Annotated in this window: 23 protein-coding genes; 4 read left to right on the top strand and 19 right to left on the bottom strand. The window is 72.4% G+C overall.

The window, feature by feature from the left end; all coding sequences use genetic code 11:
* Positions 1-365 precede the first annotated feature (365 nt).
* The gene (ctaD, locus tag ACIBW6_RS29770) at positions 366-2090 is read left to right on the top strand and encodes a cytochrome c oxidase subunit I (protein WP_399064973.1); all 1725 of its coding nucleotides are present in this window, start codon (positions 366-368) and stop codon (positions 2088-2090) included.
* 7 nt (positions 2091-2097) lie between these two features.
* Here ctaD and ACIBW6_RS29765 read toward each other — a convergent pair whose 3' ends face one another.
* From ACIBW6_RS29765 to ACIBW6_RS29755, 3 genes are all read right to left on the bottom strand, one after another.
* Positions 2098-2874 carry a hypothetical protein gene (locus ACIBW6_RS29765; RefSeq protein ID WP_399065180.1) on the bottom strand — a complete coding sequence of 259 codons (777 nt, stop codon included), beginning with the start codon at positions 2872-2874 and terminating at the stop codon, positions 2098-2100.
* A 59-nt stretch (positions 2875-2933) separates the two neighbouring features.
* Complete coding sequence (locus tag ACIBW6_RS29760; RefSeq protein ID WP_399064971.1) at positions 2934-4181, bottom strand: glycosyltransferase family 4 protein; 1248 nt, start codon at positions 4179-4181, stop codon at positions 2934-2936.
* 347 nt (positions 4182-4528) lie between these two features.
* Complete coding sequence (locus ACIBW6_RS29755; RefSeq protein ID WP_399064969.1) at positions 4529-4975, bottom strand: transglycosylase family protein; 447 nt, start codon at positions 4973-4975, stop codon at positions 4529-4531.
* Positions 4976-5164: 189 nt separating this feature from the next.
* Between ACIBW6_RS29755 and ACIBW6_RS29750 the strand changes: the two genes are divergently transcribed.
* Together ACIBW6_RS29750 and ACIBW6_RS29745 are read left to right on the top strand one after the other, a co-directional pair.
* Positions 5165-5962, top strand: coding sequence for a hypothetical protein (locus tag ACIBW6_RS29750; protein ID WP_399064967.1), 798 nt, complete (start codon positions 5165-5167; stop codon positions 5960-5962).
* Positions 5963-6149: 187 nt separating this feature from the next.
* Entirely contained in the window at positions 6150-6431 is a 282-nt protein-coding gene (locus tag ACIBW6_RS29745) for a hypothetical protein (RefSeq protein WP_399064965.1), read from the top strand.
* Between the two features lie 42 nt (positions 6432-6473).
* Here the strand turns inward: ACIBW6_RS29745 and der are convergent, their stop codons facing one another.
* The 5 genes from der to aroH all read right to left on the bottom strand — a co-directional run bounded on the left by der (position 6474) and on the right by aroH (position 10919).
* Positions 6474-7946: a ribosome biogenesis GTPase Der gene (gene der / locus ACIBW6_RS29740; protein ID WP_399064964.1), complete on the bottom strand. Its 1473-nt coding sequence runs from the start codon at positions 7944-7946 to the stop codon at positions 6474-6476.
* A gap of 76 nt (positions 7947-8022) precedes the next feature.
* On the bottom strand, positions 8023-8682 hold the full coding sequence (locus ACIBW6_RS29735; RefSeq protein ID WP_399064962.1) for a lysophospholipid acyltransferase family protein: 660 nt from the start codon (positions 8680-8682) through the stop codon (positions 8023-8025).
* A complete protein-coding gene (gene cmk / locus ACIBW6_RS29730) occupies positions 8679-9374 on the bottom strand; it encodes a (d)CMP kinase (RefSeq protein WP_399064959.1) in 696 nt (231 codons plus the stop codon). Before cmk ends, ACIBW6_RS29735 begins: the two co-directional genes overlap by 4 nt.
* Positions 9375-9474: 100 nt before the next feature.
* A complete protein-coding gene (locus ACIBW6_RS29725) occupies positions 9475-10560 on the bottom strand; it encodes a prephenate dehydrogenase (protein ID WP_399064957.1) in 1086 nt (361 codons plus the stop codon).
* On the bottom strand, positions 10557-10919 hold the full coding sequence (gene aroH, locus ACIBW6_RS29720; RefSeq protein ID WP_399064956.1) for a chorismate mutase: 363 nt from the start codon (positions 10917-10919) through the stop codon (positions 10557-10559). Before aroH ends, ACIBW6_RS29725 begins: the two co-directional genes overlap by 4 nt.
* A gap of 164 nt (positions 10920-11083) precedes the next feature.
* Between aroH and ACIBW6_RS29715 the strand changes: the two genes are divergently transcribed.
* The gene (locus tag ACIBW6_RS29715; protein WP_399064954.1) at positions 11084-11791 is read left to right on the top strand and encodes a DNA polymerase beta superfamily protein; all 708 of its coding nucleotides are present in this window, start codon (positions 11084-11086) and stop codon (positions 11789-11791) included.
* A 7-nt stretch (positions 11792-11798) separates the two neighbouring features.
* On the opposite strand, the gene ACIBW6_RS29710 is transcribed toward ACIBW6_RS29715, so the two are convergent.
* The 11 genes from ACIBW6_RS29710 to ACIBW6_RS29660 form a co-directional block, all read right to left on the bottom strand.
* A complete protein-coding gene (locus ACIBW6_RS29710) occupies positions 11799-12824 on the bottom strand; it encodes an ADP-ribosylglycohydrolase family protein (protein ID WP_399064952.1) in 1026 nt (341 codons plus the stop codon).
* Positions 12821-13570 (bottom strand): NUDIX hydrolase, encoded by a 750-nt coding sequence (locus tag ACIBW6_RS29705; RefSeq protein ID WP_399064950.1) that lies wholly within the window; start codon positions 13568-13570, stop codon positions 12821-12823. Before ACIBW6_RS29705 ends, ACIBW6_RS29710 begins: the two co-directional genes overlap by 4 nt.
* An 87-nt stretch (positions 13571-13657) precedes the next feature.
* Positions 13658-14839 carry a pseudouridine synthase gene (locus tag ACIBW6_RS29700; RefSeq protein ID WP_399064948.1) on the bottom strand — a complete coding sequence of 394 codons (1182 nt, stop codon included), beginning with the start codon at positions 14837-14839 and terminating at the stop codon, positions 13658-13660.
* Between the two features lie 12 nt (positions 14840-14851).
* Positions 14852-15502, bottom strand: a complete 651-nt coding sequence (gene scpB, locus ACIBW6_RS29695; RefSeq protein WP_399064946.1) for an SMC-Scp complex subunit ScpB — start codon at positions 15500-15502, stop codon at positions 14852-14854.
* Entirely contained in the window at positions 15499-16515 is a 1017-nt protein-coding gene (locus ACIBW6_RS29690; RefSeq protein ID WP_399064944.1) for a segregation and condensation protein A, read from the bottom strand. Before ACIBW6_RS29690 ends, scpB begins: the two co-directional genes overlap by 4 nt.
* 27 nt (positions 16516-16542) lie before the next feature.
* Entirely contained in the window at positions 16543-17163 is a 621-nt protein-coding gene (locus tag ACIBW6_RS29685; protein WP_399064942.1) for a hypothetical protein, read from the bottom strand.
* Positions 17148-18329, bottom strand: coding sequence for a ParA family protein (locus ACIBW6_RS29680; RefSeq protein ID WP_399064941.1), 1182 nt, complete (start codon positions 18327-18329; stop codon positions 17148-17150). The genes ACIBW6_RS29685 and ACIBW6_RS29680 overlap by 16 nt, the downstream gene beginning before the upstream one ends.
* A 331-nt stretch (positions 18330-18660) precedes the next feature.
* Positions 18661-19776, bottom strand: coding sequence for an alanine dehydrogenase (gene ald / locus ACIBW6_RS29675; protein ID WP_399064939.1), 1116 nt, complete (start codon positions 19774-19776; stop codon positions 18661-18663).
* 145 nt (positions 19777-19921) lie between these two features.
* Complete coding sequence (locus ACIBW6_RS29670; protein ID WP_399064937.1) at positions 19922-22051, bottom strand: tetratricopeptide repeat protein; 2130 nt, start codon at positions 22049-22051, stop codon at positions 19922-19924.
* Positions 22052-22580: 529 nt separating this feature from the next.
* Positions 22581-23210, bottom strand: a complete 630-nt coding sequence (locus tag ACIBW6_RS29665; RefSeq protein ID WP_399064935.1) for an NUDIX domain-containing protein — start codon at positions 23208-23210, stop codon at positions 22581-22583.
* A 94-nt stretch (positions 23211-23304) separates the two neighbouring features.
* Positions 23305-24984 carry a CTP synthase gene (locus ACIBW6_RS29660; protein ID WP_399064932.1) on the bottom strand — a complete coding sequence of 560 codons (1680 nt, stop codon included), beginning with the start codon at positions 24982-24984 and terminating at the stop codon, positions 23305-23307.
* Positions 24985-25220: the final 236 nt, after the last annotated feature.

The raw sequence follows: 25220 nt of genomic DNA, 5'->3' as shown, positions 1-25220 counted from the left end.
GGGTTGGTACGGTCACGCTTTCGTCACAAGATCACGACAGTTGTTTCTGTCGAACTTCCTCACACGATCGGGCGGTTCCCGACTTCTTACGCTCTTCTTATGCGGGCTCCCCCGGCGGGCGTGCGGGCAATTCCGCGGGACCGTACGCAAGCCGCCGGACCGGTCCGGAAAAGGTGCCGACGGGGCCATTCCCGATTTCCCGCCCATGGCGAATCCCGCCGCGCGCCGGGCGAGTTGTACCCGTCCGGGAATTGCCCACCGGGTCCCGCGCAGGGCTCCGCCCCCTGTCGCGACGTGCGTGACGCGAGCATCATGGCGGTGTTCGACAGCAGGCCCGGGACGCGTCGGCAGCGAGGGGGTAAGCGATGGGGACGACCGGTGTGCAGGCCGGGCCACCGGCGGTGGGACCGGCCCGGGAACGGCAGCCGGGCCGGGTGGTCGTGGAGTGGCTGACCACCACCGACCACAAGAAGATCGGCCACCTCTACCTGATCACGGCGTTCGCGTTCTTCCTGGCCGGCGGCCTGATGGCGCTGCTGATGCGGGCCGAACTCGCCCGCCCCGGGCTCCAGCTGGTCTCCAACGAGGAGTACAACCAGCTCTTCACGATGCACGGCACGATCATGCTGCTGCTCTTCGCGACCCCGACCTTCGCCGGCTTCGCCAACGAGATCATGCCGCTGCAGATCGGCTCGCCCGACGTCGCGTTCCCCCGCCTGAACATGCTGTCGTACTGGCTGTTCCTCTTCGGCGGACTGATCGTGCTCGGCTCGCTCATGGTGCCGGGCGGCGCGGCGGACTTCGGCTGGTTCGCCTACGCGCCGCTGAACAGCCTGACCCGCTCCCCCGGCATCGGCGCCGACATGTGGATCATGGGTCTCGCGCTCTCCGGGTTCGGCACGATCCTCGGGTCGGTGAACTTCCTGACCACGATCATCGGGATGCGCGCGCCCGGCATGACGATGTTCCGGATGCCGATCTTCACCTGGAACACGCTCTTCACGTCGATCCTCGTGCTGCTCGCCTTCCCGGTCCTGGCCGCCGCGCTGCTCTGTCTGGAGGCGGACCGGCGGTTCGGCTCGGTGGTCTTCGAGGCCCGGTTCGGGGGCGCGCTGCTGTGGCAGCACCTCTTCTGGTTCTTCGGGCATCCCGAGGTCTACATCATCGCGCTGCCCTTCTTCGGCATCATCAGCGAGATCCTGCCGGTCTTCAGCCGCAAGCCGATCTGGGGCTACACGATGCTGGTCGGCGCCACGATGGCGATCACCGGCCTGTCGGTGGTCGTGTGGGCGCACCACATGTTCGTGACGGGCGGTGTGCTGCTGCCGTTCTTCTCGTTCATGTCCTTCCTCATCGCGGTGCCCACCGGCGTGAAGTTCTTCAACTGGACCGGCACGATGCTCAAGGGCTCGCTGTCGTTCGAGACACCGATGCTCTGGTCGGTCGGCTTCCTGGTGACCTTCCTGTTCGGCGGCCTGACCGGCGTCATCCTGGCCTCGCCGCCGATGGACTTCCACGTCTCGGACACGTACTTCGTGGTGGCGCACTTCCACTACGTGGTGTTCGGGACGGTCGTCTTCGCCACGTTCGCCGGGTTCTTCTTCTGGTGGCCCAAACTGACCGGGAAGCTGCTCGACGAGCGGCTCGGGAAGATCCAGTTCTGGACGCTCTTCGTCGGCTTCCACCTGACGTTCCTGGTGCAGCACTGGCTGGGCGCGGAGGGCATGCCACGGCGGTACGCGGACTACCTCGCGGCCGACGGGTTCACCGCCCTGAACTCGCTGTCGACCGTGGGCTCGTTCCTGGTCGGCCTGTCCACCCTGCCGTTCCTCTACAACCTCTGGAAGACGGCGAAATACGGGGCGAAGGTGGAGGTGGACGACCCCTGGGGCTTCGGCCGCTCCCTGGAGTGGGCCACCTCGTGCCCGCCGCCCCGGCACAACTTCACGACGCTGCCGAAGATCCGCTCGGAGTCCCCGGCGTTCGACCTGCACCACCCGCGGTTCGCGGCGCACGCGTCCGTCGAGTCCGGCGCCCGCACCGCCCACACCGCTCATAACGCGGACACCGACGCCCACGTCGGCGAGTGAGCGCGCGCTACAGCGCGGGGCGCACCACGATCGCGAGGTCGTTGTCGCCCGTGTAGTACGGCTCGGCCTCCAGCTCGCCCCCGGCGACACGGACCCGGCTCGCCGGGTAGGCGAAGATCGGCTTCTTGTCGGCCACGTCGTCCAGGAGCCGGGCCAGGCGCACCTCGGGCCCGTCCTCCCCGCCGGGCCGCAGCCACAGGTCCCAGCGCCCCTCGGAGAGCTCGTCGTAGCCGATGCGCAGGGTGAACTCGGCGCCGCTCACACCCAGTTCGGCGCGCAGGACCGGCCCCGAGGCGGCGCGGGCCCGTATCTCGGCCTGCGCCTTGGCGGTGAACTCCGTGCCGTAGACGCGGCCGTGGACGGTCAACTCACCGTCCACGATGAGCAGTTCGCCGGCCTCGGCGTGCGGGGTGCGCAGCCAGCTGCGGACCGTGAGGTTGCCGTGCTTGGTCGCGTACGGGATGCGCACGGCCACGTAGCCGCGCGATCCGCCGGGCGCGCGGTCGACCAGCGAGCGCAGGTCGTTCACCCCCGGCATCAGGCGCACCAGGTCGCCGCCGGCGACCTGGGCGTAGGCGTCCCAGCGCCCCTCGGGCAGGCCGACACTGATCGGCAGGGTGGCGCGCAGGCGGCCCTCGCCCACCGGGGTGAGCGGCAGCCGCACCTCCTCGCCGTCCGCCCGGCCGACCAGCACGAGGTGGGCCGGGGCGGGGCCGCTCCGGTCCAGGACGTCGAAGGTGAGCCCGCCGGCGGAGTCGGCGATGCAGTCGGCGCGGGGTGCCATGCGGACGGTCCTGTCGTCGGACGGGGGGTCGGTGCGGGGCGAGGCGAGCGGGGTGGTGGTCATGCGGTGCGCCCCTTCTCCAGCGGTCTCAGCGCGTCGCGTACGGCGTAGGCGCCGCTCAGCAGCGATCCGCGCGCCCGGTGCAGCAGTCCGACGGAGCCGCCCCGGCCGGTGAGCGAGCCGAAGAGGTCCTCGTAGCGCTCGGCGATCCGGGCGGGGTCGAACCGCGCGGAGTGCGTCAGCGCCTGCGCCGCCATCCGCTGCCGGAGCGCGTCGTCGTTGATCAGTTCGAGCAGGCCACCGGCGATCGCGGCGGTGTTGCCGACCTCGACGAGGCGTCCGTCGACACCGTTGTCGATGATCTCACCGGGGCCGTGCGGGCAGTCGGTGGAGACGACGGGCAGCCCGCACCGCATCGCCTCGACGATGGTCATGCCGAACGACTCGAACGTCGACGTCACGGCCGCGACCGAGCCCTTGGCCCACTCGGGCTCGATGGGGTGGGCGGTGCCCATGAGGAAGACGTGGTTGTACAGGCCGCGCTGGTCGATGAGGCGGCGCAGCTTCTCCTTCTGCTTGCCGCCGCCGTAGATCCGCAGCCGCCAGTCGGGGCGCTCGGCGCGCACCGTGTCGAACGCCTTGATCAGCAGGTCGTACCGCTTGACGGGGGCGAGCCGGCCCGCGGCCACGACCCACTTGCCGCTCCCGTCGGCCGGAGCGACGGCGGGCGCGGGCACCGGGTTGGGCATGGCCTCCAGGCGCACCCCGGGCAGCCGCATCCGGTCGCGGTAGGCGCGGGCGTCGGCCTCGGTGGTGGTGGTGAGCGCGTCGAGCCGGGGGTAGACGCTGCGCAGCCGGCCGCGCAGCCCCGCGGAGTGCGCGTCCAGCGTGAGGTGCTCCTGGCCGACGCGGAGCGGGCCGCGCCGGGTCTGGCGCGCCAGGTGCACGTTCAGGCCGGGCCGGGTGCCGACCACGACGTCCGCGTCGACGCCGGAGAGGTGCTCCGCGATGCGCCGGTCGGTGAGGGCGCTGTACTGGTCGTAGCGCCCCTCCTGCCGGGGGAAGACGGCGGCGGCCTTCGTGAAGTCGGGGTCGTCGCCGTCGTACCCGGCCGAGTCCTGGCGCAGGTCGACGAGGTGACGCAGCCGCACGCGGGGATCGGGCGCGAAGACGGGCTCGTCCCGGTGGCGGAAGACGGAGACGACCTCCACGTCGTGCTGCTCGGCCAGGGTGTTGGCGAGGTTGTACGTAGTGCGGATCGTCCCTCCGATCCCGTACGCATTGTGAATCAGGAAAGAAATCTGCATGCGTCCCCGTATCCCACCATTCCTCGCGGCCGGTCCGGACGGTCTGCTTTCGGTCTGAACGGCCCGGGTGCTCCGCCTACCGGATGGTTAGACAGGGATTCCCTGGCGTGGGTTGTGCCTCATCATCATGTTGTTCCAGAACAGTTGCCTGATCGGTAGTCATCTGCGGGAACCCTTTGGCCGTTCTGTCCATCAGCGTGACGACGTCGCTGGTGAGGACGGTGGACCACGTCAACAGCCGTCCGGTTCCCATCGCTCCTTCGAGTGGGCCCGCGTCCACCCGCCGCCCGGAAGACAGGCCTTTCGGGTGGTGGGCGGCGCGGGCCGCGTGCGGTAGGGCGCGGAGGCTACGCGAACAGCCCCGGCGGGACATGGCCGCGGTCGGCGAGCCGGTACTGCTTCGCGCAGGCGGGCCAGGCGCCCCAGCCCTGCGCGCTCTGCACCTTCTCGGCCACCTTGATCTGCTCGTCCCGGGTGGCGAGGTCGGCGCGCGGCGCGTACTTCAGGCCGCCGTACGCCTCCCAGGTGGACTGCTTGAACTGGAGTCCGCCGTAGTAGGAGTTGCCGGTGTTGGCGGACCACCGCCCGCCGCTCTCGCACTCGGCGATGCAGGACCACGGCCGCTCTTCGTCCGCGCACGCGGAGGACGGCGCGGTGTCGGGGTTCCCGGGCCCGAAGAAAGCGGGGGGCGGGGCTGCGGACGCGACGGCCGGCGGGCAGGCCAGGGCGAGCAGCCCGGCCAGGAGGACCACGGCCCGGCCGTACGACTTCGGCTTCATAGGCATCAGGTACATCGGGCCACGCTAAGCAGGGGCGCGCGACCGCCTCCGCTGCCGCGCCGCGGGCGCCGCGCGGGCCCCACCCGGTCGGCGCACCGCGCGCGGCCCGGCCCCGCGCGGATTCCGTCCGGTCGTGGGCGTGACCCGGGCCGCGGATCGCCCGTTGTTCCTTCATCAGCACGCATGCGACCCAGAGGAGCCCCCGTGCCGCGCTTGCTCGACGTGAGTGACGACGTACGCGCCGAGATCGGCGACGACGAAGCCGACCGGCTGCTCGCCGGTGAGAACACCCCCGGCGGTTACGACTGCACGTCCTGCCGGACCCCCGGTGACGCCGGGCAGGAACGCACCAGCACGGTCCTGTTCGTGGGCGAGGAGACCGCCGTCCTCGCGTTCGCCCACGCCGGCTGCCTGCCCTCGCAGGTGGTCCAGGTCGCCGAGGACCAGTTGCAGGGCGCCGTGCGCGCCGTCTCCGGCGCCCCCGACGCGGCGGCCGCCTCCGTGCCCGCCCAGGCCGGCGCGGCGCAGGCCGTGCTCGGCGTGACCAGCGGCCTGGTGCTGATCGCGGGCGACCTGCACCCCGCGCTCGTCATCGAGCCGACCGGCCCCATCTCCCGTCCCGGCACCGTGACGGCGGACGGCGACGACTTCCTGCCGCTCCTCATCGAGCAGGGTTTCATGCCGGTCACCGAGCTGACCCAGCCGCCGCACGCGCTGCCCGGCTGGTCGGTGCTGCTCGCCATGGGCCAGCTGCACGCCGTGCTCCAGCCCGGCACCGGCGGCTCCCCCTCCCAGGTCGCGTGGTGGCAGGCGCACCAGCCGCTCGTGGTCACCGAGGGCTGGCGTGCGGCGGCCAACAAGACGCACACGGTGCTCGTCTTCGCCGCCCCCGCCGGCTCCATCGGCCGCCAGCCCCGCGAGGACGTGCTGCGTGACGCCCTCGACAAGGCCGCGGCCAACGGCCGTCTGGTCGCCGCCGCCATGCCGCTCGCGGGCACCTGAGCCGGCCGGCCCCGCACCCCGGGCCCCCGACGAACGCGCCGGTCACCCGGCTGACGTCTCGCAAAAGCCGAGGCCGAGGGCGCATCCGTCGGGGGCCCGGGTCGTTGGCACGTACGTGCACCCATACGACCCCACCTCAGCCCCCGCCACCGGACGGCGCCAGCCGTACCCGAGCTACATCCCGTCGATGCGTCCCTCGGAGGACTACGCGTCGGGCCGCTCGGCCACGCCGATCTACGACGCCCTGTACGCGGAGTACCGCCGGTCCTTCCGGACACTGCCCGGCGACCGCAGCGGCGAGGAGGAGCTGGGCTTCACGGCCTTCGGGCCCGGGTACTACGGGACGCGGCACCACACCCCGTACTACGCGACGGGCCAGCACCACTATCCGCAGCAGAACGGGCGGCAGCCCGGCCCCGGGGGTCATTTCCCGGCCGCGCTGCCGCCCGCTCCGCGCCGCGAGCACTGAGGCTTCCTCCCCCGGCCCCGCGGCGCACTGTGCAGTCGACTGCTACTTCTTGCGCCCGCGCTTCTCCCGGACCCGCACGGAAATGTGGATCGGCGTCCCCTCGAACCCGAACTCCTCGCGCAGACGCCGCTCCACGAACCGCCGGTAGCCGTGCTCGATGAACCCGGAGGAGAAGAGCACGAACCGCGGCGGCTTGGTGCCGGCCTGCGTACCGAAGAGGATGCGGGGCTGCTTGCCGCCGCGGATCGGGTGCGGGTGGGCGGCGACGAGTTCGCCGAGGAACGCGTTGAGGCGGCCCGTCGGGACGCGGGTCTCCCAGCCGTCCAGGGCCGTCTCGATCGCCGGGACCAGCTTCTCCATGTGGCGGCCGGTACGCGCCGACACGTTCACCCGCGGCGCCCACGCGATCTGGGCGAGCTCGGTCTCGATCTCGCGCTCCAGGTAGTAGCGGCGCTCCTCGTCGAGGGTGTCCCACTTGTTGAACGCGACGACGATCGCGCGGCCAGCCTCGACCGCCATCGTCACGATCCGCTGGTCCTGCACCGAGATGGTCTCGGAGGCGTCGATCAGGATGACCGCGACCTCCGCCTTCTCGACGGCGGCGGCGGTGCGCAGCGAGGCGTAGTAGTCGGCGCCCTGCTGGAGGTGGACGCGCTTGCGGATGCCGGCCGTGTCGATGAACTTCCAGGTGACGCCGCCCAGTTCGATGAGCTCGTCGACCGGGTCGCGGGTGGTGCCCGCCAGCTCGTTGACGACGACGCGGTCCTCGTCGGCCACCTTGTTCAGGAGCGAGGACTTGCCGACGTTCGGGCGGCCGATCAGCGCGATCCGGCGGGGGCCGCCGATGGCGGTGCCGAAGGTCTGCGGGGGCGCGTCGGGCAGCGCCTCGATGACGGCGTCCAGCATGTCGCCGGTGCCGCGGCCGTGCAGCGAGGAGACCGGGTGCGGCTCGCCGATGCCGAGCGACCACAGGGCGGTGGCGTCGGCCTCGCCGCTGGGGCCGTCGACCTTGTTGGCGCAGAGCACCACGGGCTTCTTGGCCTTGCGCAGCAGCCGGACGACGGCCTCGTCGGTGTCGGTGACGCCGACGGTGGAGTCGACGACGAAGACGACCGCGTCGGCGGTCTCGATCGCGTACTCGGCCTGCGCGGCCACCGACGCGTCGATGCCGAGCACGTCCTGCTCCCAGCCGCCGGTGTCGACGACCTTGAAGCGGCGGCCCGCCCACTCGGCCTCGTAGGTGACGCGGTCGCGGGTGACGCCCGGCTTGTCCTCGACGACCGCCTCGCGGCGGCCGATGATGCGGTTCACCAGGGTCGACTTGCCGACGTTCGGGCGGCCGACGACGGCGAGGACGGGCAGCGGGCCGTGGCCCGCCTCCTCGATCGCGCCCTCGACGTCCTCGACGTCGAAGCCCTCCTCGGCGGCGAGCTCCATGAACTGCGCGTACTCCGCGTCGCCGAGCGCCCCGTGCTCGTGGTCCGGCGAGCCCTCGGGCTGGATCTGGTCGTTCATGAAGTCCGTACCTCGTCGTTCATTCGTGGTGATCGGTGTTCCGCGGCGGACCGCGGTCCACTACTGAAAGTCTCGCTCAGCGCCCGGTCAGGCGCCTGGCGTCCGCCAGGTGGGCGGTGAGCCGCTCCTGGATGCGCACGGTGGCCGCGTCGAGCGCGGTGCGCGTGCGCCGTCCGCTGCCGTCGCCCGCCTCGAAGGGGTCGCCGAAGACGACGTCGACCCGGCTGCGCAGCGGAGGCAGCTTCTTTATCAACCGGCCGCGCCTGTCCGTGCTTCCCAGGACGGCGACCGGGACGATCGGGGCGCCGCCGCGGACGGCGAAGTAGGCGAGCCCGGCCCGCAGCGACGCGAAGTCGCCGGCGCCGCGCGTGCCCTCGGGGAAGATGCCGAGCGCCCCGCCCGCGGCGAGGACGTCGAGCGCCCGGGTGATCGCCGTCCGGTCCGCGCCGGACCGGTCGACCTTCACCTGCCCGATGCCTTCGAGGAAGGTGCCGAGCGGTCCGACGAACGCCTCCTGCTTGATGAGGAAGTGCGTCGGGCGCGGGGCGACGCCCATGACCATGGGGCCGTCCACGTTGTGCGCGTGGTTCACCGCGAAGACGACCGGGCCGCTCGCCGGGACCCGCCAGGCGCCCAGGACGCGCGGCTTCCACAGCCCGTACATCAGGCCGACGCCGATGCGCCGGCCGATCTCGGCCCCGCGCTCCGAGGGGCCCGCAGGGCTGCCGGAGGTCATGCGGCGGTCCGCTTCTCCTCGACGAGGGTGACGACGCACTCGATGACCTGCTGGAGCGTGAGGTCGGTGGTGTCCACCTCGACGGCGTCGCCGGCCTTGGCCAGCGGCGACGTCTTGCGGGTCGAGTCGGCCGCGTCCCGCTTGATCAGGGCCTCCTGCGTGGCCTTGACGTCGGCGCCCTTCAGCTCGCCGGAGCGGCGGGCGGCACGGGCCTCGGGCGAGGCGGTGAGGAAGATCTTCAGGTCGGCGTCGGGCAGCACGGTCGTACCGATGTCCCGGCCCTCGACGACGATGCCCCGGCCGTCCGCCGCGGCCGAGGCCGCGATGGAGCGCTGCAGTTCGGTGATGCGGGCGCGCACCTCGGGGACGGCGCTGACGGCGCTGACCTTGGAGGTGACCTCACCGGTGCGGATCGGGCCCGCCACGTCCGTGCCGTCGACGGTGATGGTCGGCGCGGCCGGGTCCGTGCCGGAGACGATCTCGGCCTTGCCCGCGACCGCGGCGACGGCGGACGGGTCGGTCAGGTCGATCCCGTTGTTCACCATCCACCAGGTGATCGCGCGGTACTGGGCGCCGGTGTCGAGGTAGCTCAGGCCGAGCTGGGCGGCGACGGCCTTCGAGGTGCTCGACTTGCCCGTGCCGGAGGGTCCGTCGATGGCGACGATCACGGCTGCCGGGGCGGCGGTTTCCACGGTGACGGACACCTTTCTGAGTGCACGAGGCAGGAGGGCGGGGCGCGAAGGCGCCCCGCACAAGGTTACTGGCTCCCGCGAGCGCCTCTTACTGCCGCTCTCACTGCCGCATCGACCAGCCGCGCTCGCGCAGCGAGGCGGTCAGCTTCGGGGCCGCGGCGGGGTGGACCATGAGCTGCACGAAACCGGCCTGCTGCCCGGTCGCGTGCTCGATGCGGACGTCCTCGATGTTGACGCCCGCGGCGCCCGCGTCCGCGAAGATGCGGGCCAGCTCGCCGGGCTGGTCGGAGATGAGGACGGCGACGATCTCGTACGCGGCGGGGGCCGCGCCGTGCTTGCCGGGGACCCGGCTCTGGCCCGCGTTGCCCCGGCGGAGCATGGTCTCCACGCCGTCGGCGCCCGCGCGGCGCTTGGCGTCGTCGCCGGACTGGAGCGCGCGCAGCGCCTGGACCGTCTCGTCGAGGTCGGCGGAGACGGCGGAGAGGAGGTCGGCGACCGGGCCCGGGTTCGCGGAGAGGATGTCGATCCACATGCCCGGCTCGGAGGCGGCGATCCGCGTCACGTCGCGGATGCCCTGCCCGCAGAGGCGTACGGCGCTCTCCTCCGCGTTCTCCAGGCGGGCCGCGACCATGCTGGAGACCAGGTGGGGCATGTGCGAGACGAGGGCGACGGCCCGGTCGTGGGCGTCGGCGTCCATGACGACGGGCACGGCGCGGCACAGGGCGACCAGTTCGAGGGCGACGTTCAGGACCTCGGTGTCGGTGGCCGGGGACGGGGTCAGCACCCACGGGCGGCCCTCGAAGAGGTCGGCGGTCGCGGCGAGGGGGCCGCTGCGCTCCCGGCCGCTCATCGGGTGCGTACCGATGTAGGCCGTGAGGTCGAGGCCGAGGGCTTCCAGCTCGCGGCGCGGGCCGCCCTTCACGCTGGCGACGTCGAGGTAGGCGCGGGCGGCGCCGCGGCGCATGGCACCGGCCAGGGTCGCGGCCACGTGGGCCGGGGGGACGGCGACGAGGCACAGGTCGACCGTGTCCTGCGGGGCCTCGTCCGTCCCGGCGCCGAGCGCGGCGGCGGTGCGGGCCTGCGCGGTGTCGTGGTCGGCGAGGTGCACGCGCACGCCGCGCGAGGCGAGGGCCAGGGCGGCGGAGGTGCCGATGAGGCCCGTGCCGATGACGAGTGCGGTTCTCACTGGGCGATGTCCTTGCGCAGCGCGGCCGCGGCGCCGAGGTAGACGTGCGCGACGTCGGCCCGGGGCAGGTCGGTCTCGACGTGCGCGAGGACGCGGACGACGCGCGGCATGGCGCCTTCGATGTCCAGTTCCTGGGCGCAGATCAGGGGCACGTCGACGATGCCGAGCTTGCGGGCGGCGGCCGCCGGGAAGTCGGAGTGCAGGTCGGGCGTGGCCGTGAACCAGATCGAGATCAGGTCGTCGCCGGTCAGCCGGTTGCGCTCCAGGATGGCGGTGAGCACTTTGCTGACCTGCTCGTCCATGTGCCCGGCCTCGTCACGCTCGAGTTGCACGGCGCCCCGGACCGCTCGTACCGCCACGGTGTCACTCCTTGATCCGTTCATACGTCTGCCATGGTCAGCGTAGTGGGGCGGGCCGGCGGGGGCGCGCGGCGCCCGTCTGTCGAGACGCGCTGTCCACGGAGCGGCGGCGCGGCGCGGAAATTCGCTCTCGTCCCGCTCGCGGGAGGCCGTACGCTCCCGGCATGGAAGCGGAGCACACGCGGGCCGGGGATCTGGTGCGCGACCACACGGTCTACGCCTGCGTCATGGGCTCGCGCGCCTTCGGTCTGGCCACGCAGGAGAGCGACACGGACCGCCGTGGCGTCTACCTCGCGCCGACCCCGCTGTACTGGCGGTTCGAGAAGCCGCCCGCCCATGTCGAGGGGCCGGCGCCGGAGCAGTTCTCCTGGGAGCTGGAGCGCTTCTGCGAGCTGGCGCTGCGGGCGAATCCGAACGTTCTGGAGTGCCTGCACTCCCCGCTCGTCGAGCACGTCACGCCGGTCGGCCGCGAGCTGCTCGCGCTGCGCACGGCGTTCCTCTCGCGGCAGGCCCACACCACGTTCGCGCGGTACGCGGCCGGGCAGCGCAAGAAGCTGGAGGCCGACGTCCGCGTGCACGGCGCCCCGCGCTGGAAGCACGCGATGCACCTGCTGCGGCTGCTGATGTCCTGCCGCGACCTGCTGCGCACCGGTGAGCTGACGATCGACGTGGGCGCGCAGCGCGAGCCGCTCCTTGCGGTGAAGCGGGGCGAGGTCCCGTGGCCGGAGATCGACCGCCGGATGACCCGGCTGGCGGCCGAGGCGGAGGAGGCCGCGGTGCGCACCGCGCTGCCGCCGGAGCCGGACCGGGCCCGGATCGAGGACTTCCTGATCCGGACGCGACGCGCCTCCGCCCGGGAAGCCGCCGCTTAGGGCCTGCTCAGACCGCGTCCCACTCCGCGCCGAACGCGAGCAGTTCGTCGCGGTGCTCGACGCGGGCCACCCACTCCGGCGGCCAGCCGTCCGGCCCGAGGTGGGCGCCCGCGAAGGCGCCGGTCAGCGCCGCGATCGAGTCCGAGTCGCCGGAGGTGCAGGCGGCGCGGCGCAGCGCGAGCACCGGTGCGTCCACGAAGAGCAGGAAGCACAGCAGGCCGGTGGCGAGCGCCTCCTCGGCGATCCACCCGGCGCCGGTGGCCAGGCAGGGGTCGGTCTCCGGGGAGGGGGCGGCCAGGGCGTCCCGCAGCCGGTCCAGGACGCCGAGGCACTCGTCCCAGCCGGTGGCGATGAACGCCTCGGGCGTCGCCGCCCCGCCCCGCGTCCACAGGTCGCCGAGCCACCGCTCGTGGTAGGTCCCGCGGTTGTCGTACGCGTACGAGCGCAGGCGGCCGACGAGACCGGTCGGTTCGGCGCCCTCGGCGAGCAGCCGCACGGCGTGCGCGGTGAGGTCGGAGGCGGCGAGCGCCGTGGGGTGGCCGTGGGTCAGGGCGGCCTGCATCTGGGCGGCGCCCGCCCGCTGCTCGTCGCTCAGCCCCGGGACGAGCCCGAGCGGGGTGACCCGCATGTTGGCGCCGCACCCCTTGGAGTGCAGCTGGCTCGCGTCCTGCCAGGCCCGGCCCTCGGTCTTGAGCCGGTCGCACGCGCGCAGACAGGTGGCCCCGGGCGCGCGGTTGTTCTCCGGGGACTGGTACCAGTCCACGAACTCCTCGCGCAGCGGCCGCTCCCAGCGCTTCGGGCCGAGCAGCCCGCGTCCCGTGCCGGTGCGCAGGCCGCGGGCGACGGCGAGCGCCATCTGCGTGTCGTCGGTGATGTACGCGACGGGGCCGGGCAGCTCCATGGCGCGCCAGGGTCCGCACTTGGCCAGGATCGCCGGTACGTCGTCGAACTCGGTCGGGGCTCCGAGCGCGTCCCCGAGGGCGAGCCCCAGCAGTGATCCGGTGGCGGGGCGCTCGGTCATGGGAAGCGTCATCGGCGGCTGCCTTCCGTGGCGTCGGGTGCGGGCTTGATCAGCGGCGGCAGCAGGGAGGTGGCGCCGCCGGCCCGGTACAGGGCGGCCGGTTTGCCGCGGCCGCCGGTCAGCCGGGACGCGCCCGGGACCTGTTCGACGAATCCGGGGGTGGCCAGTACCTTGCGCCGGAAGTTGGCCGGGTCGAGCTCGGTGCCCCAGACGACCTCGTAGACCTGGCGCAGCTCGCCGAGGGTGAACTCGGGCGGGCAGAACGCGGTGGCCAGGCAGGTGTACTCCAGCTTGCCGCCGATCCGCTCGTGGGCGTCGGCGAGGATGGTGGCGTGGTCGAAGGCGAGCGGCCCGTAGGCGCCGCGGGCCCCCGGCTCGTAGGGCAGCCACGCGGCGCGTGCGGCGTCGCCGCCGCCCCGGGCCTGCGGGGCGTCGGGGACGAGCGCGGCGAACGCGACGGAGACGACCCGCATCCGCGGGTCCCGGTCCGGGGCGCTGTAGGTGCGCAGCTGCTCCAGGTGGAGCCCGGCCACGTCGCTCAGTCCGGTCTCCTCGGCCAGCTCGCGCCGCGCCGCGCTCTCCGCCGACTCCTGCGGCGCGAGGAACCCGCCGGGCAGCGCCCAGCGGCCCGCGTAGGGCTCCTGGCCGCGCTCGACGAGCAGGATGTGCAGCCGGCTCGCGCGGAGCGTGAAGACGGCGAGGTCCACGGTGACGGCGAAGGGCTCATAGGCGTGTTTGTCGTAGCCGTGCGGCGACATGCGGCAGCCCCCTCCCTTATTGGTCTGAGCGACTCTAAAGGGAGGGGGCGGCCGGGGACAAGCCCCCTGCGACCCGGAACGCCGGACCTACAGGTCGACCTCCTGCATCAGCATGCCGACCTCGGTGTTGGACAGGCGCCGCAGCCAGCCCGACTTCTGGTCGCCGAGCGTGATCGGACCGAAGGCGACCCGGACCAGCTTGTCGACGGGGAAGCCGGCCTCGGCGAGCATCCGCCGCACGATGTGCTTGCGCCCCTCGTGCAGGGTCACCTCGACCAGGTAGTTCTTGCCGGTCTGCTCGACGACGCGGAAGTGGTCCGCCTTGGCGTACCCGTCCTCCAGCTGGATGCCGTCCTTGAGCTGCTTGCCCAGGTCGCGCGGGATCGGACCCACGATGTGCGCGAGGTAGACCTTCTTCACGCCGTACTTGGGGTGGGTCAGGCGGTGCGCCAGCTCGCCGTGGTTGGTGAGCAGGATCACGCCCTCGGTCTCGGTGTCGAGCCGTCCGACGTGGAACAGCCGGGTCTCACGGTTGTTCGTGTAGTCGCCCAGGCACTGCCGGCCCTCGTTGTCCTCCATGGTGGAGACGACGCCGGCCGGCTTGTTCAGGGCGAAGAACTGGTACGACTGCGTCGCCACCGTCAGCCCGTCGACCTTGATCTCGTCCTTCTCCGGGTCGACGCGCATGCCCTGCTCCAGCACGATCTCGCCGTTGACCTCGACGCGGGCCTGCTCGACCAGCTCCTCGCAGGCGCGGCGCGAGCCGTAACCGGCGCGGGCCAGCACCTTCTGCAGCCGCTCGCCCTCCTGCTCGGCGCCGGGGAAGGTCTTGGGGAGCTTCACGTCCTTCTTGCCGGCGTACCGCTCGCGGTTGCGCTCCTCGGCCCTGGCCTCGTACTCGCGCGAGGTCGCCGGGACCCAGCGCCCGCGGCCCTGCGCGGGCTGCTGCCCACGCTTGGGGCCGCCCTTGGCGCCGCCGCGCGCCGAGGCGCCGCGGCCCGACTTCGGGCCGTCCTGCGTGCCGCCGGGGCCCACGTCGTACCGCCGCTCCTCGGGACGCGGCTTCTTCGGGCGGCCGGCGCCGCCCTGCTTGTCGTCGCGGGCGTTGCCGGCGCTCCGGAAGTCGCCGCGGCCACCGCCGCTGCCACCCCGGGCGCCACCGCCGCTGCCACCCCGGGCGCCACCGCCGCTACCGCCGCGGCCGCCGCTGTTGCCACCACGGCTCCCGCCGTTGTTTCCGCTGCTGTTCCTGCCGCTGCTGCTTCGCATCAAAGATTCCGTCTAGTCGGCTGCGTGCTCGGTGTACTCGGACCCTGGCGCATCGGGTGCGTCCGGGTCGAACGACGGAACCCCTTCCAGCGTCTCGGCCTCGATCGCGTCCGCCTCGGGGAGGAAGGGCGCGAGTTCCGGCAGCTCGTCCAGGCCGCGCAGGCCCATCCGCTCCAGAAAGTAGTTCGTCGTCCTGTACAGGATCGCACCTGTTTCGGGTTCCGTGCCCGCCTCCGCCACCAGCCCCCGCTGCAACAGGGTCCGCATGACCCCGTCACAGTTGACCCCGCGCACCGCGGAGACGCGCGACCGGCTCACCGGCTGGCGGTACGCGACGACCGCGAGGGTCTCCAGAGCGGCCTGGGTGAGCCGGGCGATCTGCCCGTCGAGCACGAACCCCTCGACGGCGTCCGCGTACTCCGGGCGCGTGTAGAACCGCCAGCCCCCGGCGACCCGGCGCAGCTCGAAGCCGCGCCCCTGCACGGTGTACTCGTCGGCCAGCTCCCGCAGCGCGTCCGCCACGGCCCGCCGCGGCCGCTGGAGGATCTTGGCGAGCTGTTCCTCGGTGGCGGGCTCGTCGACGACCATCAGCACCGCCTCCAGGGCCGGCCGCAGGGCGAGTCCCGCCACGCCGCTCGCCGTGCCCTCGGTCTCCCCGCTCATCGCGCACTCTCCCTGTCCTCGTCATGCCCGCCGGCCGGCTCGGGCGCCCGGTCGAACTCGTCGGTCACCACGGGTTCCGCCGCGTCCGCGGCCCCGGTCCAGCGCACGAGGAGCTCCCCGAGCGCGGTCTCCTGGTCCAGGGCGACGACCTTCTCCCGGTACAGCTCCAGGAGCGCCAGGAACCGGGCCACCACGGTCAGGGTGTCCCCGGTGTCGGCCACCAGCTCCTGGAAGCTGGCCCGGCCCAGCTCCCGCAGCCGGGCCACCACGAGCCCGGCCTGCTCCTGCACGCTCACCAGCGGCGCGTGGATGTGCTCGACGTAGACCCGCGGCTTCGGCTTGGGCTGCATCGCCTTCACCGCGAGCCCGGCGAACCCCTCGGGGCCGATGCTGATGACGACGTCCGGGAGCAGCTCCGCGTGGTGCGGCTCCAGGCCCACGGTGCGCGGGTGGCGCCGCGCCTCGTCGTCGAGCCGCGCGCTGAAGATGTCGGCGATCCGCTTGTACGCGCGGTACTGGAGCAGCCGGGCGAAGAGCAGGTCGCGGGCTTCGAGGAGGGCCAGGTCGGCCTCGTCCTCCACCTCGGCGGCGGGCAGCAGCCGGGCGGCCTTCAGGTCGAGCAGGGTCGCGGCGACGACGAGGAACTCGGTGGTCTGGTCGAGGTCCCAGTCCGGGCCCATCGCCCGGATGTGGGCCATGAACTCGTCGGTCACCTTCGACAGCGCGACCTCGGTGACGTCGAGCTTGTGCTTCGAGATGAGCTGCAACAGCAGATCGAAGGGGCCCTCGAAATTGGCGAGCCGCACGGTGAAGCGCCCGTCGTCGGGCTCGGTCCCGGGGACCGTCTCGGGGACCGCCTCGGGCTCCGCGGCGGGTTCAGGGGCCGGATCGGCCTCGGGAACCGGTTCGGGCTCGGGCTCCGGCTCGGGCGGCGCCTCGGGAACCGCTCCGCGGCCCAGCGCGCGGCGGCGCGCGCCACGGCCGGGCGGCAGGGAGGAATCGTTCACGGGCATCACTGCCGGAGGCTACCGCCGCGGCGGCTACCGCCCGCGCAGCCGGCGGACGAGAATGCTCGCGTCCCCCCGGGACTCCAGGTCGGCCAGGACCACGGCGACCGCTTCGCGCACGATGCGGCCGCGGTCCACGGCGAGCCCGTGCTCGCCGCGCAGCACGAGCCGCGCGTGTTCGAGGTCCATCAGCTCCTCGGCGGAGACGTACACGGTGATCTTCTCGTCGTGCCGCTCACGTCCGCTGGGGCGCCGGTTGGCGGCGCGGGAGCGGCGCCGGGCCGCCGCGGTCGAGCCACGCCCCTGGGCAGAACCTTCCTGCGCCCCGCCGGAGGCCCGGCGGGCCGGCTTCTCCGCCGCCTCACCGGCCGCTGCCCGGCTGCGCGAGGGAGCCTCCGACCCTACGGCCTCGGCGGCCGTGTGCTCGCCGGACGGCGCGGGGGCCGCCTCGGACGCCGGGGCCGAGGCGGCAGGGTCGGAGGCTCCCTCGTCCGCGCCGGACGAGACGGCGGCCGCCTCGTCGCTCTCCCCGGCAGGGCCGGGGACCCGCGCCTCACCGTTGGCAGGACGCCGCGGCGACGACGACTGCAGTGCCATTCCCCCGGTCGTACGGAACAGTTCGTCGGCCCCCGGCAGACTCACTCGGCGTGACACCGGGCGAGCACCTCCCTGGCGAGCTGGCGGTAGGCCGCGGCACCGACGGAGTTCGAGGCGTACGTGGTGATCGGCTCACCGGCGACCGTGGTCTCCGGGAAGCGGACCGTGCGCCCGATGACCGTGTGGTACACGTGATCGTCGAAGGCCTCGACCACGCGGGCCAGGACCTCACGGCTGTGCACCGTGCGGGAGTCGTACATCGTGGCGAGGATGCCGTCGAGTTCGAGCTCCGGGTTGAGCCGCTCCTGGACCTTCTCGATGGTCTCGGTCAGCAGGGCCACCCCGCGCAGCGCGAAGAACTCGCACTCCAGCGGCACTATGACCTTGTGCGCCGCGGTCAGCGCGTTGACCGTGAGCAGGCCGAGCGAGGGCTGACAGTCGATCACGATGTAGTCGTAGTCGGCCATCAGCGGCTTCAGGGCGCGCTGGAGCGTGGACTCGCGCGCCACCTCGCTGACCAGCTGCACCTCGGCAGCGGACAGGTCGATGTTGCTCGGCAGCAGGTCCATATTGGGCACGGCCGTCTTGAGCAGCACCTCGTCCGCGGACATCCCCCGCTCCATGAGCAGGTTGTAGACCGTGAGGTCGAGCTCCATCGGGTTCACACCCAGGCCCACCGAGAGGGCGCCCTGCGGGTCGAAGTCGACGAGCAGGACCCGGCGGCCGTACTCGGCGAGCGCGGCACCCAGGTTGATGGTCGACGTGGTCTTGCCGACGCCGCCCTTCTGGTTGCACATCGCGATGATCTTCGCCGGGCCGTGGTCGGTCAGCGGTCCTGGAATCGGGAAGTACGGCAGCGGGCGTCCGGTGGGGCCGACGCGCTCACGGCGCTGCCGGGCAGCGTCCGGGGCAAGCGTGGCCGCGTACTCGGGGTCCGGCTCGTACTCGGCGTCGGGGTCGTAGAAGTGCCCCTCGGGGGACAGTTCGTCGTAGTCGGCGAAGTGGCTGTGTGTGTCGCCGCTTCGGTCGCCGGCCATGGCGTTCACGTGATGGCCATCCATGCTCTGGTGTGCTGTCTGCGTCGGCTTCTGTTCGGGGCTGCTCTGGTAGCCGCTCTGGTGGGCCGCGAAGGTACGCACAGCTACGGAGCCGACAGCTTGAAGCCCCGCGGGTCCCTGTCCGCCTGACTGGCCACCTCCGGGAGTAAATGTCGACTCATTCACAAGTCGTCTTACCTCCTTGGATGTGGCCAGGAACATTTATCGATAGGTCAGCGTGGCACCTTGCCGACGGTTGGCGACTCTATGGCGTGTCACCGCTCCGCAGCAACACAATCCGCCGTTCCCGGCTCGATGTGTCGGCAAAGCAACACCCTCATGTCAAGGGCGTGCGACGGTTCTTCGGGGTGTTTTACGGGTGCGCGAACCGGCCAAAGGGTTATGTTCGCGACGAGTTGACCAAGTCCGTACGCATGCGTCTACGGCCGGACCCTTCGCAAGGTCCGGCCGTAAGCGTGAGATTGACGACTTCTGTTGACGTCGCCTCAGGGCGTGCTCAGCCGAGCAGCGTCTCCAGCTCCAGGTGGTCGAGACCGTGTGCCTCCGCGACCTCCTTGTAAACCACCTTGCCGTCATGGGTGTTGAGGCCCAGGGCGAGCGCGGGGTCGCGGCGCAGGGCGTCGGCCCAGCCGCGGTTGGCCAGCTCCACGATGTACGGGAGCGTGGCGTTGGTCAGCGCGTAGGTCGAGGTGTTGGGCACCGCGCCGGGCATGTTGGCGACACAGTAGAAGACCGAGTTGTGGACCGCGAAGGTCGGCTCGGCGTGCGTGGTCGGGTGCGAGTCCTCGAAGCAGCCGCCCTGGTCGATCGCGATGTCGACAAGGACACTTCCCGGCTTCATGCGCGAGACCAGCTCGTTGGTGACCAGCTTCGGCGCCTTGGCGCCGGGGATCAGCACCGCGCCGATCACGAGGTCGGCCTCCAGGCAGGCCTTCTCCAGCTCGAAGGCGTTGGAGACGACGGTCTGGATCTTCGTGCCGAAGATCTTGTCGGCTTCCTTGAGCTTGTTGATGTCCTTGTCGAGCAGGGTCACGTGGAAGCCCATGCCGATGGCGATCTGGGCCGCGTTCCAGCCCGAGACGCCGCCGCCGATGACCACGGCGCGGCCCGCGAGCACGCCGGGGACGCCGCCGGGCAGCACACCGCGGCCGCCGTTGGCGGCCATCAGGTGGTAGGCGCCGACCTGCGGGGCGAGCCGGCCCGCGACCTCGGACATCGGGGCGAGCAGCGGCAGCTGGCGGCCCGCGGTCTCGACCGTCTCGTAGGCGATCGCCGTGGTGCCCGACTCCAGCAGCGCGTCGGTGCACTCCCTGGACGCGGCCAGGTGCAGGTAGGTGAAGAGCGTCTGGTCCTTGCGGAGGCGGTGGTACTCCTCCGCGATGGGCTCCTTGACCTTCAGGAGCAGGTCGGCGACGGCCCACACCTCGTCCGCGGTCCCGAGGATCCCGGCGCCCGCCGCGACGTACTCCGCGTCCGGGATCGAGGAGCCCACGCCGGCGCCTCGCTCGACGAAGACCTGGTGGCCGTGGCGCACGAGCTCGTGCACGCCTGCGGGGGTGATGGCCACCCGGAACTCGTTGTTCTTGACCTCGCGGGGGATGCCGACCTTCATCGTCGATCACGGTCCTTGGCTCAGGGGATGTACCGGTCATTGCACTGCATACCAGTGCGCCGACGGACACACCGGAGGACGCCACGGAAGTACGCGGCGGAGCCAGTCTAATGAAGGTTTTCTCGCTGTCTAGCCTTTCGAACCATCAATCTTCTGCGGATGCACTACGGATTTCGCAGGTGTTAGCGGCTTGTTCCGAAGGGTTTGCTTCCGGAGCGCCGCCCGCGCGCCCGCCGGCCAGCTCCTCTCCCAGCATGCGCTCGGCCGCACCCCGGTGCAGCTTGGCCGCGGCGGGGTCGCCGAGCCGCTCCAAAGTGTCCGCGAGCCGCACCTGGAGCGCCGCCTGCAGCCGTACGTCCTTGGCCTGGCGCGCCCACTCGACCGCCTCCTGGCACGTGTGCAGCGACTCCTCGGGCCGCCCGGCGTACTCCTGGACCCGGGCCAGCTCGCTCAGGGCCCGCGCCTGCGCGGCGACGTCGCCCTCCTTGCGGTACCCGACGACGGCCGAGCGCCAGCCGCGCAGCGCCTCGCCGTAGCGCCCCGCGTACGTGTGGACGGTGGCGATGCGCCCGTGCAGCCGGGCGGCGTCGGAGCGCTCGCCGCGGGTGAGCCGCTGGGCGAGCGCCCTGCCGTACCAGTCGGCGGCCCGCTGCCAGTCCCCGAGCGCCTGGTGGGCGCCGCCTACGGATTCCATCGCGCGGCCGGTCGCGTACGGGTCCTGGGCGGCCCGTCCGGCGTCCAGCGCGGCCCGGTAGCGCGCGAGGGCGTCCAGGGTCCGGCCGGTCCCGGCGTCGAGGTCGGCGAGGTTGAGCAGGGCGGCGGCCTTCTCCCGCGGCAGGTTCCTGCGCTCGGCGACGTCCAGGACGAGCCGGTGGATCGCGTACAGCTCGGGCGCGGCGGCCTCGGCGCCCCGGTGTGCCACCAGGGCCCGGGCCAGTGCGGCCATCAGCCGCCGGGCGAGGGTGTCCAGCTCACCGTCGGCCACGGCGAGGCGGGCCGCGGCGAGCAGGGCGGGCTGCCGGGCCGCGAGCCACCGCGCGGCGGCGCCCGGGTCGGGGAAGCGCAGGGCGCTGGGCAGCCCGGCGAGCTTCTTGCGGGCCGGAGTGCCGTCGGGTTCGGTCACCGCGCGGCAGGATGTCAGCAGCCGGACGGTCCGTTCCAGCATGCGGGCGCGGGCGAGCTGGAGTTCGGCGGGGCGGTCGAGCGTCTCGGTGAGGCCGCGCAGCAGGGGGACGAGGCAGCCGGGCACCTCGTACTGCGGCACCGCGGAGCCGACGGCCCGGACGAGCCCGAGGGAGACGAAGTCGTCGAGGGTGGTGCGGGCGGCGGATACGGAGCAGCCCGCGAGCGCGGACGCGGTGTGCGGGTCGACGTATCCCTCCGGCGCCAGGGACAGGTAGCGCAGTATCCGGGCGGCGGGGGCGGCCAGGGAGGCGTAGGCGTGCCGGAAGACGCGGGCGAGGGCCGAGCCGTCCCCGGCGTCGTCGGCGGTGTGCAACTGCCGGGCCAGATCGGCCACGGACTCCTTGGGGCGCCGGGCGAGCCAGCCGCCGGCGATCTCCAGGGCGGCGGGTTCGGCGCCGCACAGTTCGACCAGGGACTCGGCGGAGCGGGGGTCGCAGGTGATCCGGACGGAGCCGGTGTGCCGGCTCAGGAGCTCCAGCGCGGCCTTCATGTCGAGGCCGCCGAGCGTGCAGGGCCGGACGTCCGCGATTCCCGTGAGCGGGCCCTCGGCGACCGCGACGACCAGACAGTCCGGGGTGTCGGGGAGCAGCGGGTCGACGTGCTCGGCGCCGCCCGCATCGTCGAGCAGCAGCACGACGCGGCGCACGGACAGGCCCTCGCGCAGCCGCTCGGCCAGGTCGTCGGCCGACTCGCCGGGAGGCGCGGGCAGTTCGAGGGCGTCGAGCAGCTCGCGGGCGACGCGTTCGGTCGGCACGGGCGTGCCGTCGGGGGCGGTGAGGCGGGTGCGCAGCGCGCCGTCCGGGTAGCGGTCGGCGACCTGGGCGAGGAGTTCCTCCGCGAGGGCGGTGCGGCCGGTGCCGGGGCGTCCCGCGATCAGCAGGACGCGGGCGCGGGGGGCCTTGCGGCCGGCGAGGGTGTCAAGGCCGGCCCGCTCGATGTCGGACCGCAGCTCCTTCAACTCGCGCCTGCGTCCGAGGAACTGACCGCCCGTCATGGGCTGGTCCCGGCGGGGGCGGGGCCGGCCGCGGAGCTGCTCGGAGCCGGGCTCGACCGCCGCCTCGTCGTCCGATTCGACCGCCTGATCCGTCACGGGCCACGCTCCGTCTCACCCATCCCCTCCGGGGGTCGGCAGGGGCGGATCCGAGCCTAGTTCAGGGTGTGCGGGTGCCTTGGGCAGGCGGCGCGCGGAAGTCCCCTGATCGGATCAGCGGATCTTCCTACCGGCCCGCGCCCCCCTGACGGACCGTTCTCCGGCCGCCCCGCGGGTGGGGGCTGGTCGCGCAGTTCCCCGCGCCCCTGAAAGGCGCACTGCGTGCGCCCCAGTTTTCGGCTGCACGCCCGGTGGGGGCTGGTCGCGCAGTTCCCCGCGCCCCTGAAGGCATGCGGCTTCGCCGCTGCCTTCAGGGGCGCGGGGCTGATGAGATGGTGCACGAAGTGCGCATCTCAGGGGCGCGGGGAACTGCGCGAGCGGCCACGACGGCGCGGCAGGTGAAGGACGGCCTTTGAGGGGCGCGGGGAACTGCGCGACCAGCCCCCACCGGGCAGCCGGCCGAACGACGAACCGTCAGGGACGCAGCCGACCCCGCCGGGCGATACCCACCCCCCGCCGGCCGGAGGCCTCAGGCGTCGAAGGGCCGCGCAGGCCAAGGCGCCTCGGCCGGACGCAAGGCGTCGACCCCGTCCCCCGCAAGCGCCGCACTGAGCGAAAGCACCCCCACCACCAGGCAGTTGTTATGAAGGTCCCCCGCAAGCACCCCCCGCACGAGATCCTGGAGCCGCACCCGCCCCAGCTCCATGTCCGCCTCCTCGTCCTCCACCGCGAAGCGATCCCCCTCCGCCTCGGAGAGATCCCGCGCGAGGAAGATCCGCACGGCCTCGGAGCACCCCCCGGGCGTGGTGTACACGTCGGTCAGGACCCGCCAGTCCTCGGCCTTGACGTGCGCCTCCTCGTACAGCTCGCGCTGCGCGGCGTGCAGCGGGTTCTCCCCGGGGACGTCGAGCAGACCGGCCGGGATCTCCCAGAGCTTCATGCCCACGGGGTGCCGGTACTGCTTGAGGACCAGGACACGCCCCTCGTCGTCGAGGGCGAGGACGGCCACGGAGCCGGGGTGCACCTGGTAGTCGCGGCGGGCCACCGACCCGTCGGGCATGACGACGTCGTCGGTGCGCACGGAGGTCTTGTTCCCGACGAAGGGGGTCTCGGTGGCCCGGACCTCCCACTGCTCGGCGGTGTCCTTGATCGTCGTCATGTCGACACGTCCTCCCACGCACGCAAAAGAAACCGGGGCACGTGCCGCATAAGGCACGCACCCCGGTAACCGTACATCGCTGCTGCGACAGGCCTTACTTGGCCTTCTTGCCCCCCGCGGCGGCGACCTTGCGGGCGACGGCGGCCTTCACGAGACCGGCGAAGAGCGGGTGCGGACGCGTCGGACGCGAGCGCAGCTCGGGGTGGGCCTGGGTGGCGACCAGGTACGGGTGGACCTCGCGCGGGTACTCGACGTACTCGACGAGCTTGCCGTCCGGGGAGAGGCCGGAGAACTGCAGACCGGCCTTCTTCTCCAGCTCGGCGCGGTAGGCGTTGTTCACCTCGTAGCGGTGGCGGTGGCGCTCCTCGACGTACTCCTTGTCGTCGTACACCTCGCGCACGATGGAGCCCTCGGCGAGCTTGGCCGGGTACATGCCGAGCCGCATGGTGCCGCCCATGTCGCCCTCACCGGCGACGATGTCGAGCTGCTCGGCCATCGTGGCGATGACCGGGTGGCCGGTGGCGGGGTCGAACTCGGTGGAGTTGGCGTCCGGCACGTCGGCGAGGTTGCGCGCGGCCTCGACGACGATGCACTGCAGGCCCAGGCAGAGGCCGAGCAGCGGCACCTTGTTCTCGCGGGCGAAGCGGATCGCGCCGACCTTGCCGGAGACGCCGCGCTCGCCGAAGCCGCCGGGGATGCAGATCGCGTCGACGTCGCCGAGCTGCTTCGCGGCCCCGGCCGGGGTCTTGCAGTCGTCGGAGGTGACCCACTTGATCTTGACGCGGGCCTTGTTGGCGAAGCCGCCGGCGCGCAGCGCCTCGGTCACCGACAGGTAGGCGTCGGGCAGGTCGATGTACTTGCCGACCAGGGCCATGACGATCTCGTGGTCGGGGTTGTGGACGCGGTCGAGCAGGTCGTCCCAGGTCGTCCAGTCCACGTCGCGGAAGGGCAGGTCCAGCTTGCGGACGACGTACGCGTCGAGGCCCTCGGTGTGCACGACCTTCGGGATGTCGTAGATCGAGCGGGCGTCGGGGCAGGCCACGACGGCGTCCTCGTCCACGTCGCACATCAGCGAGATCTTGCGCTTGATGGCGGTGGGCACCTCGCGGTCGCAGCGCAGCACGATCGCGTCGGGCTGGATGCCGATGTTGCGCAGGGCGGCCACCGAGTGCTGGGTGGGCTTGGTCTTCAGCTCGCCGGAGGGGCCGATGTAGGGCAGCAGCGAGATGTGCACCACGAACACGTTGTCCCGGCCGACCTCGTGGCGGACCTGGCGGACGGTCTCCAGGAACGGCAGCGACTCGATGTCGCCGACCGTGCCGCCGACCTCGGTGATCACCACGTCGACACCCCCGTCCGAGGACGTCGCCATCCGCCGGATGCGGTGCTTGATCTCGTTGGTGATGTGCGGGATGACCTGGACGGTGTCGCCGAGGTACTCGCCGCGCCGCTCCTTGGCGATGACCTGCGAGTAGACCTGGCCGGTCGTGACGTTGGCGGAGCCGTCGAGGTCGACGTCGAGGAAGCGCTCGTAGTGGCCGATGTCCAGGTCGGTCTCGGCGCCGTCGTTCGTGACGAAGACCTCACCGTGCTGGAACGGGTTCATCGTGCCGGGGTCGACGTTCAGGTACGGGTCGAGCTTCTGCATGACCACGCGCAGGCCCCGGGCCTTGAGCAGCATCCCGAGGCTGGAGGCGGTGAGGCCCTTGCCGAGGGAGGAAGCGACACCCCCGGTGACGAAGATGTGCTTGGTCGTCGTGGATTTGGGCGTCATGGCCAAGAGGGGGCTCCCGTGGTCGCGGTCTGGAGGGTGCGTACCGGCGTGCTCTCCGGACTTCTGGGGGGAGGCGCCGTCGCTGCGGTTCGGGGGTTCGAGGACCACCGGCTCACGGGCTACCAGGGTATCAGCGAAGGAACGAGGGTGCTTCCGGCCACGCTCCGCGCACGCTCCACCACGAGGTCACATCATCGTCACTCGACGGTCACCCATTCGGCGCAGGTACGTTGGCA

The sequence above is a fragment of the Streptomyces sp. NPDC049813 genome, assembly GCF_044465085.1.
Lineage (GTDB): Bacteria > Actinomycetota > Actinomycetes > Streptomycetales > Streptomycetaceae > Streptomyces.
The sequence above is the reverse complement of the archived record's forward strand: the minus strand, read 5'-3'. Positions and strand labels throughout refer to the sequence as shown.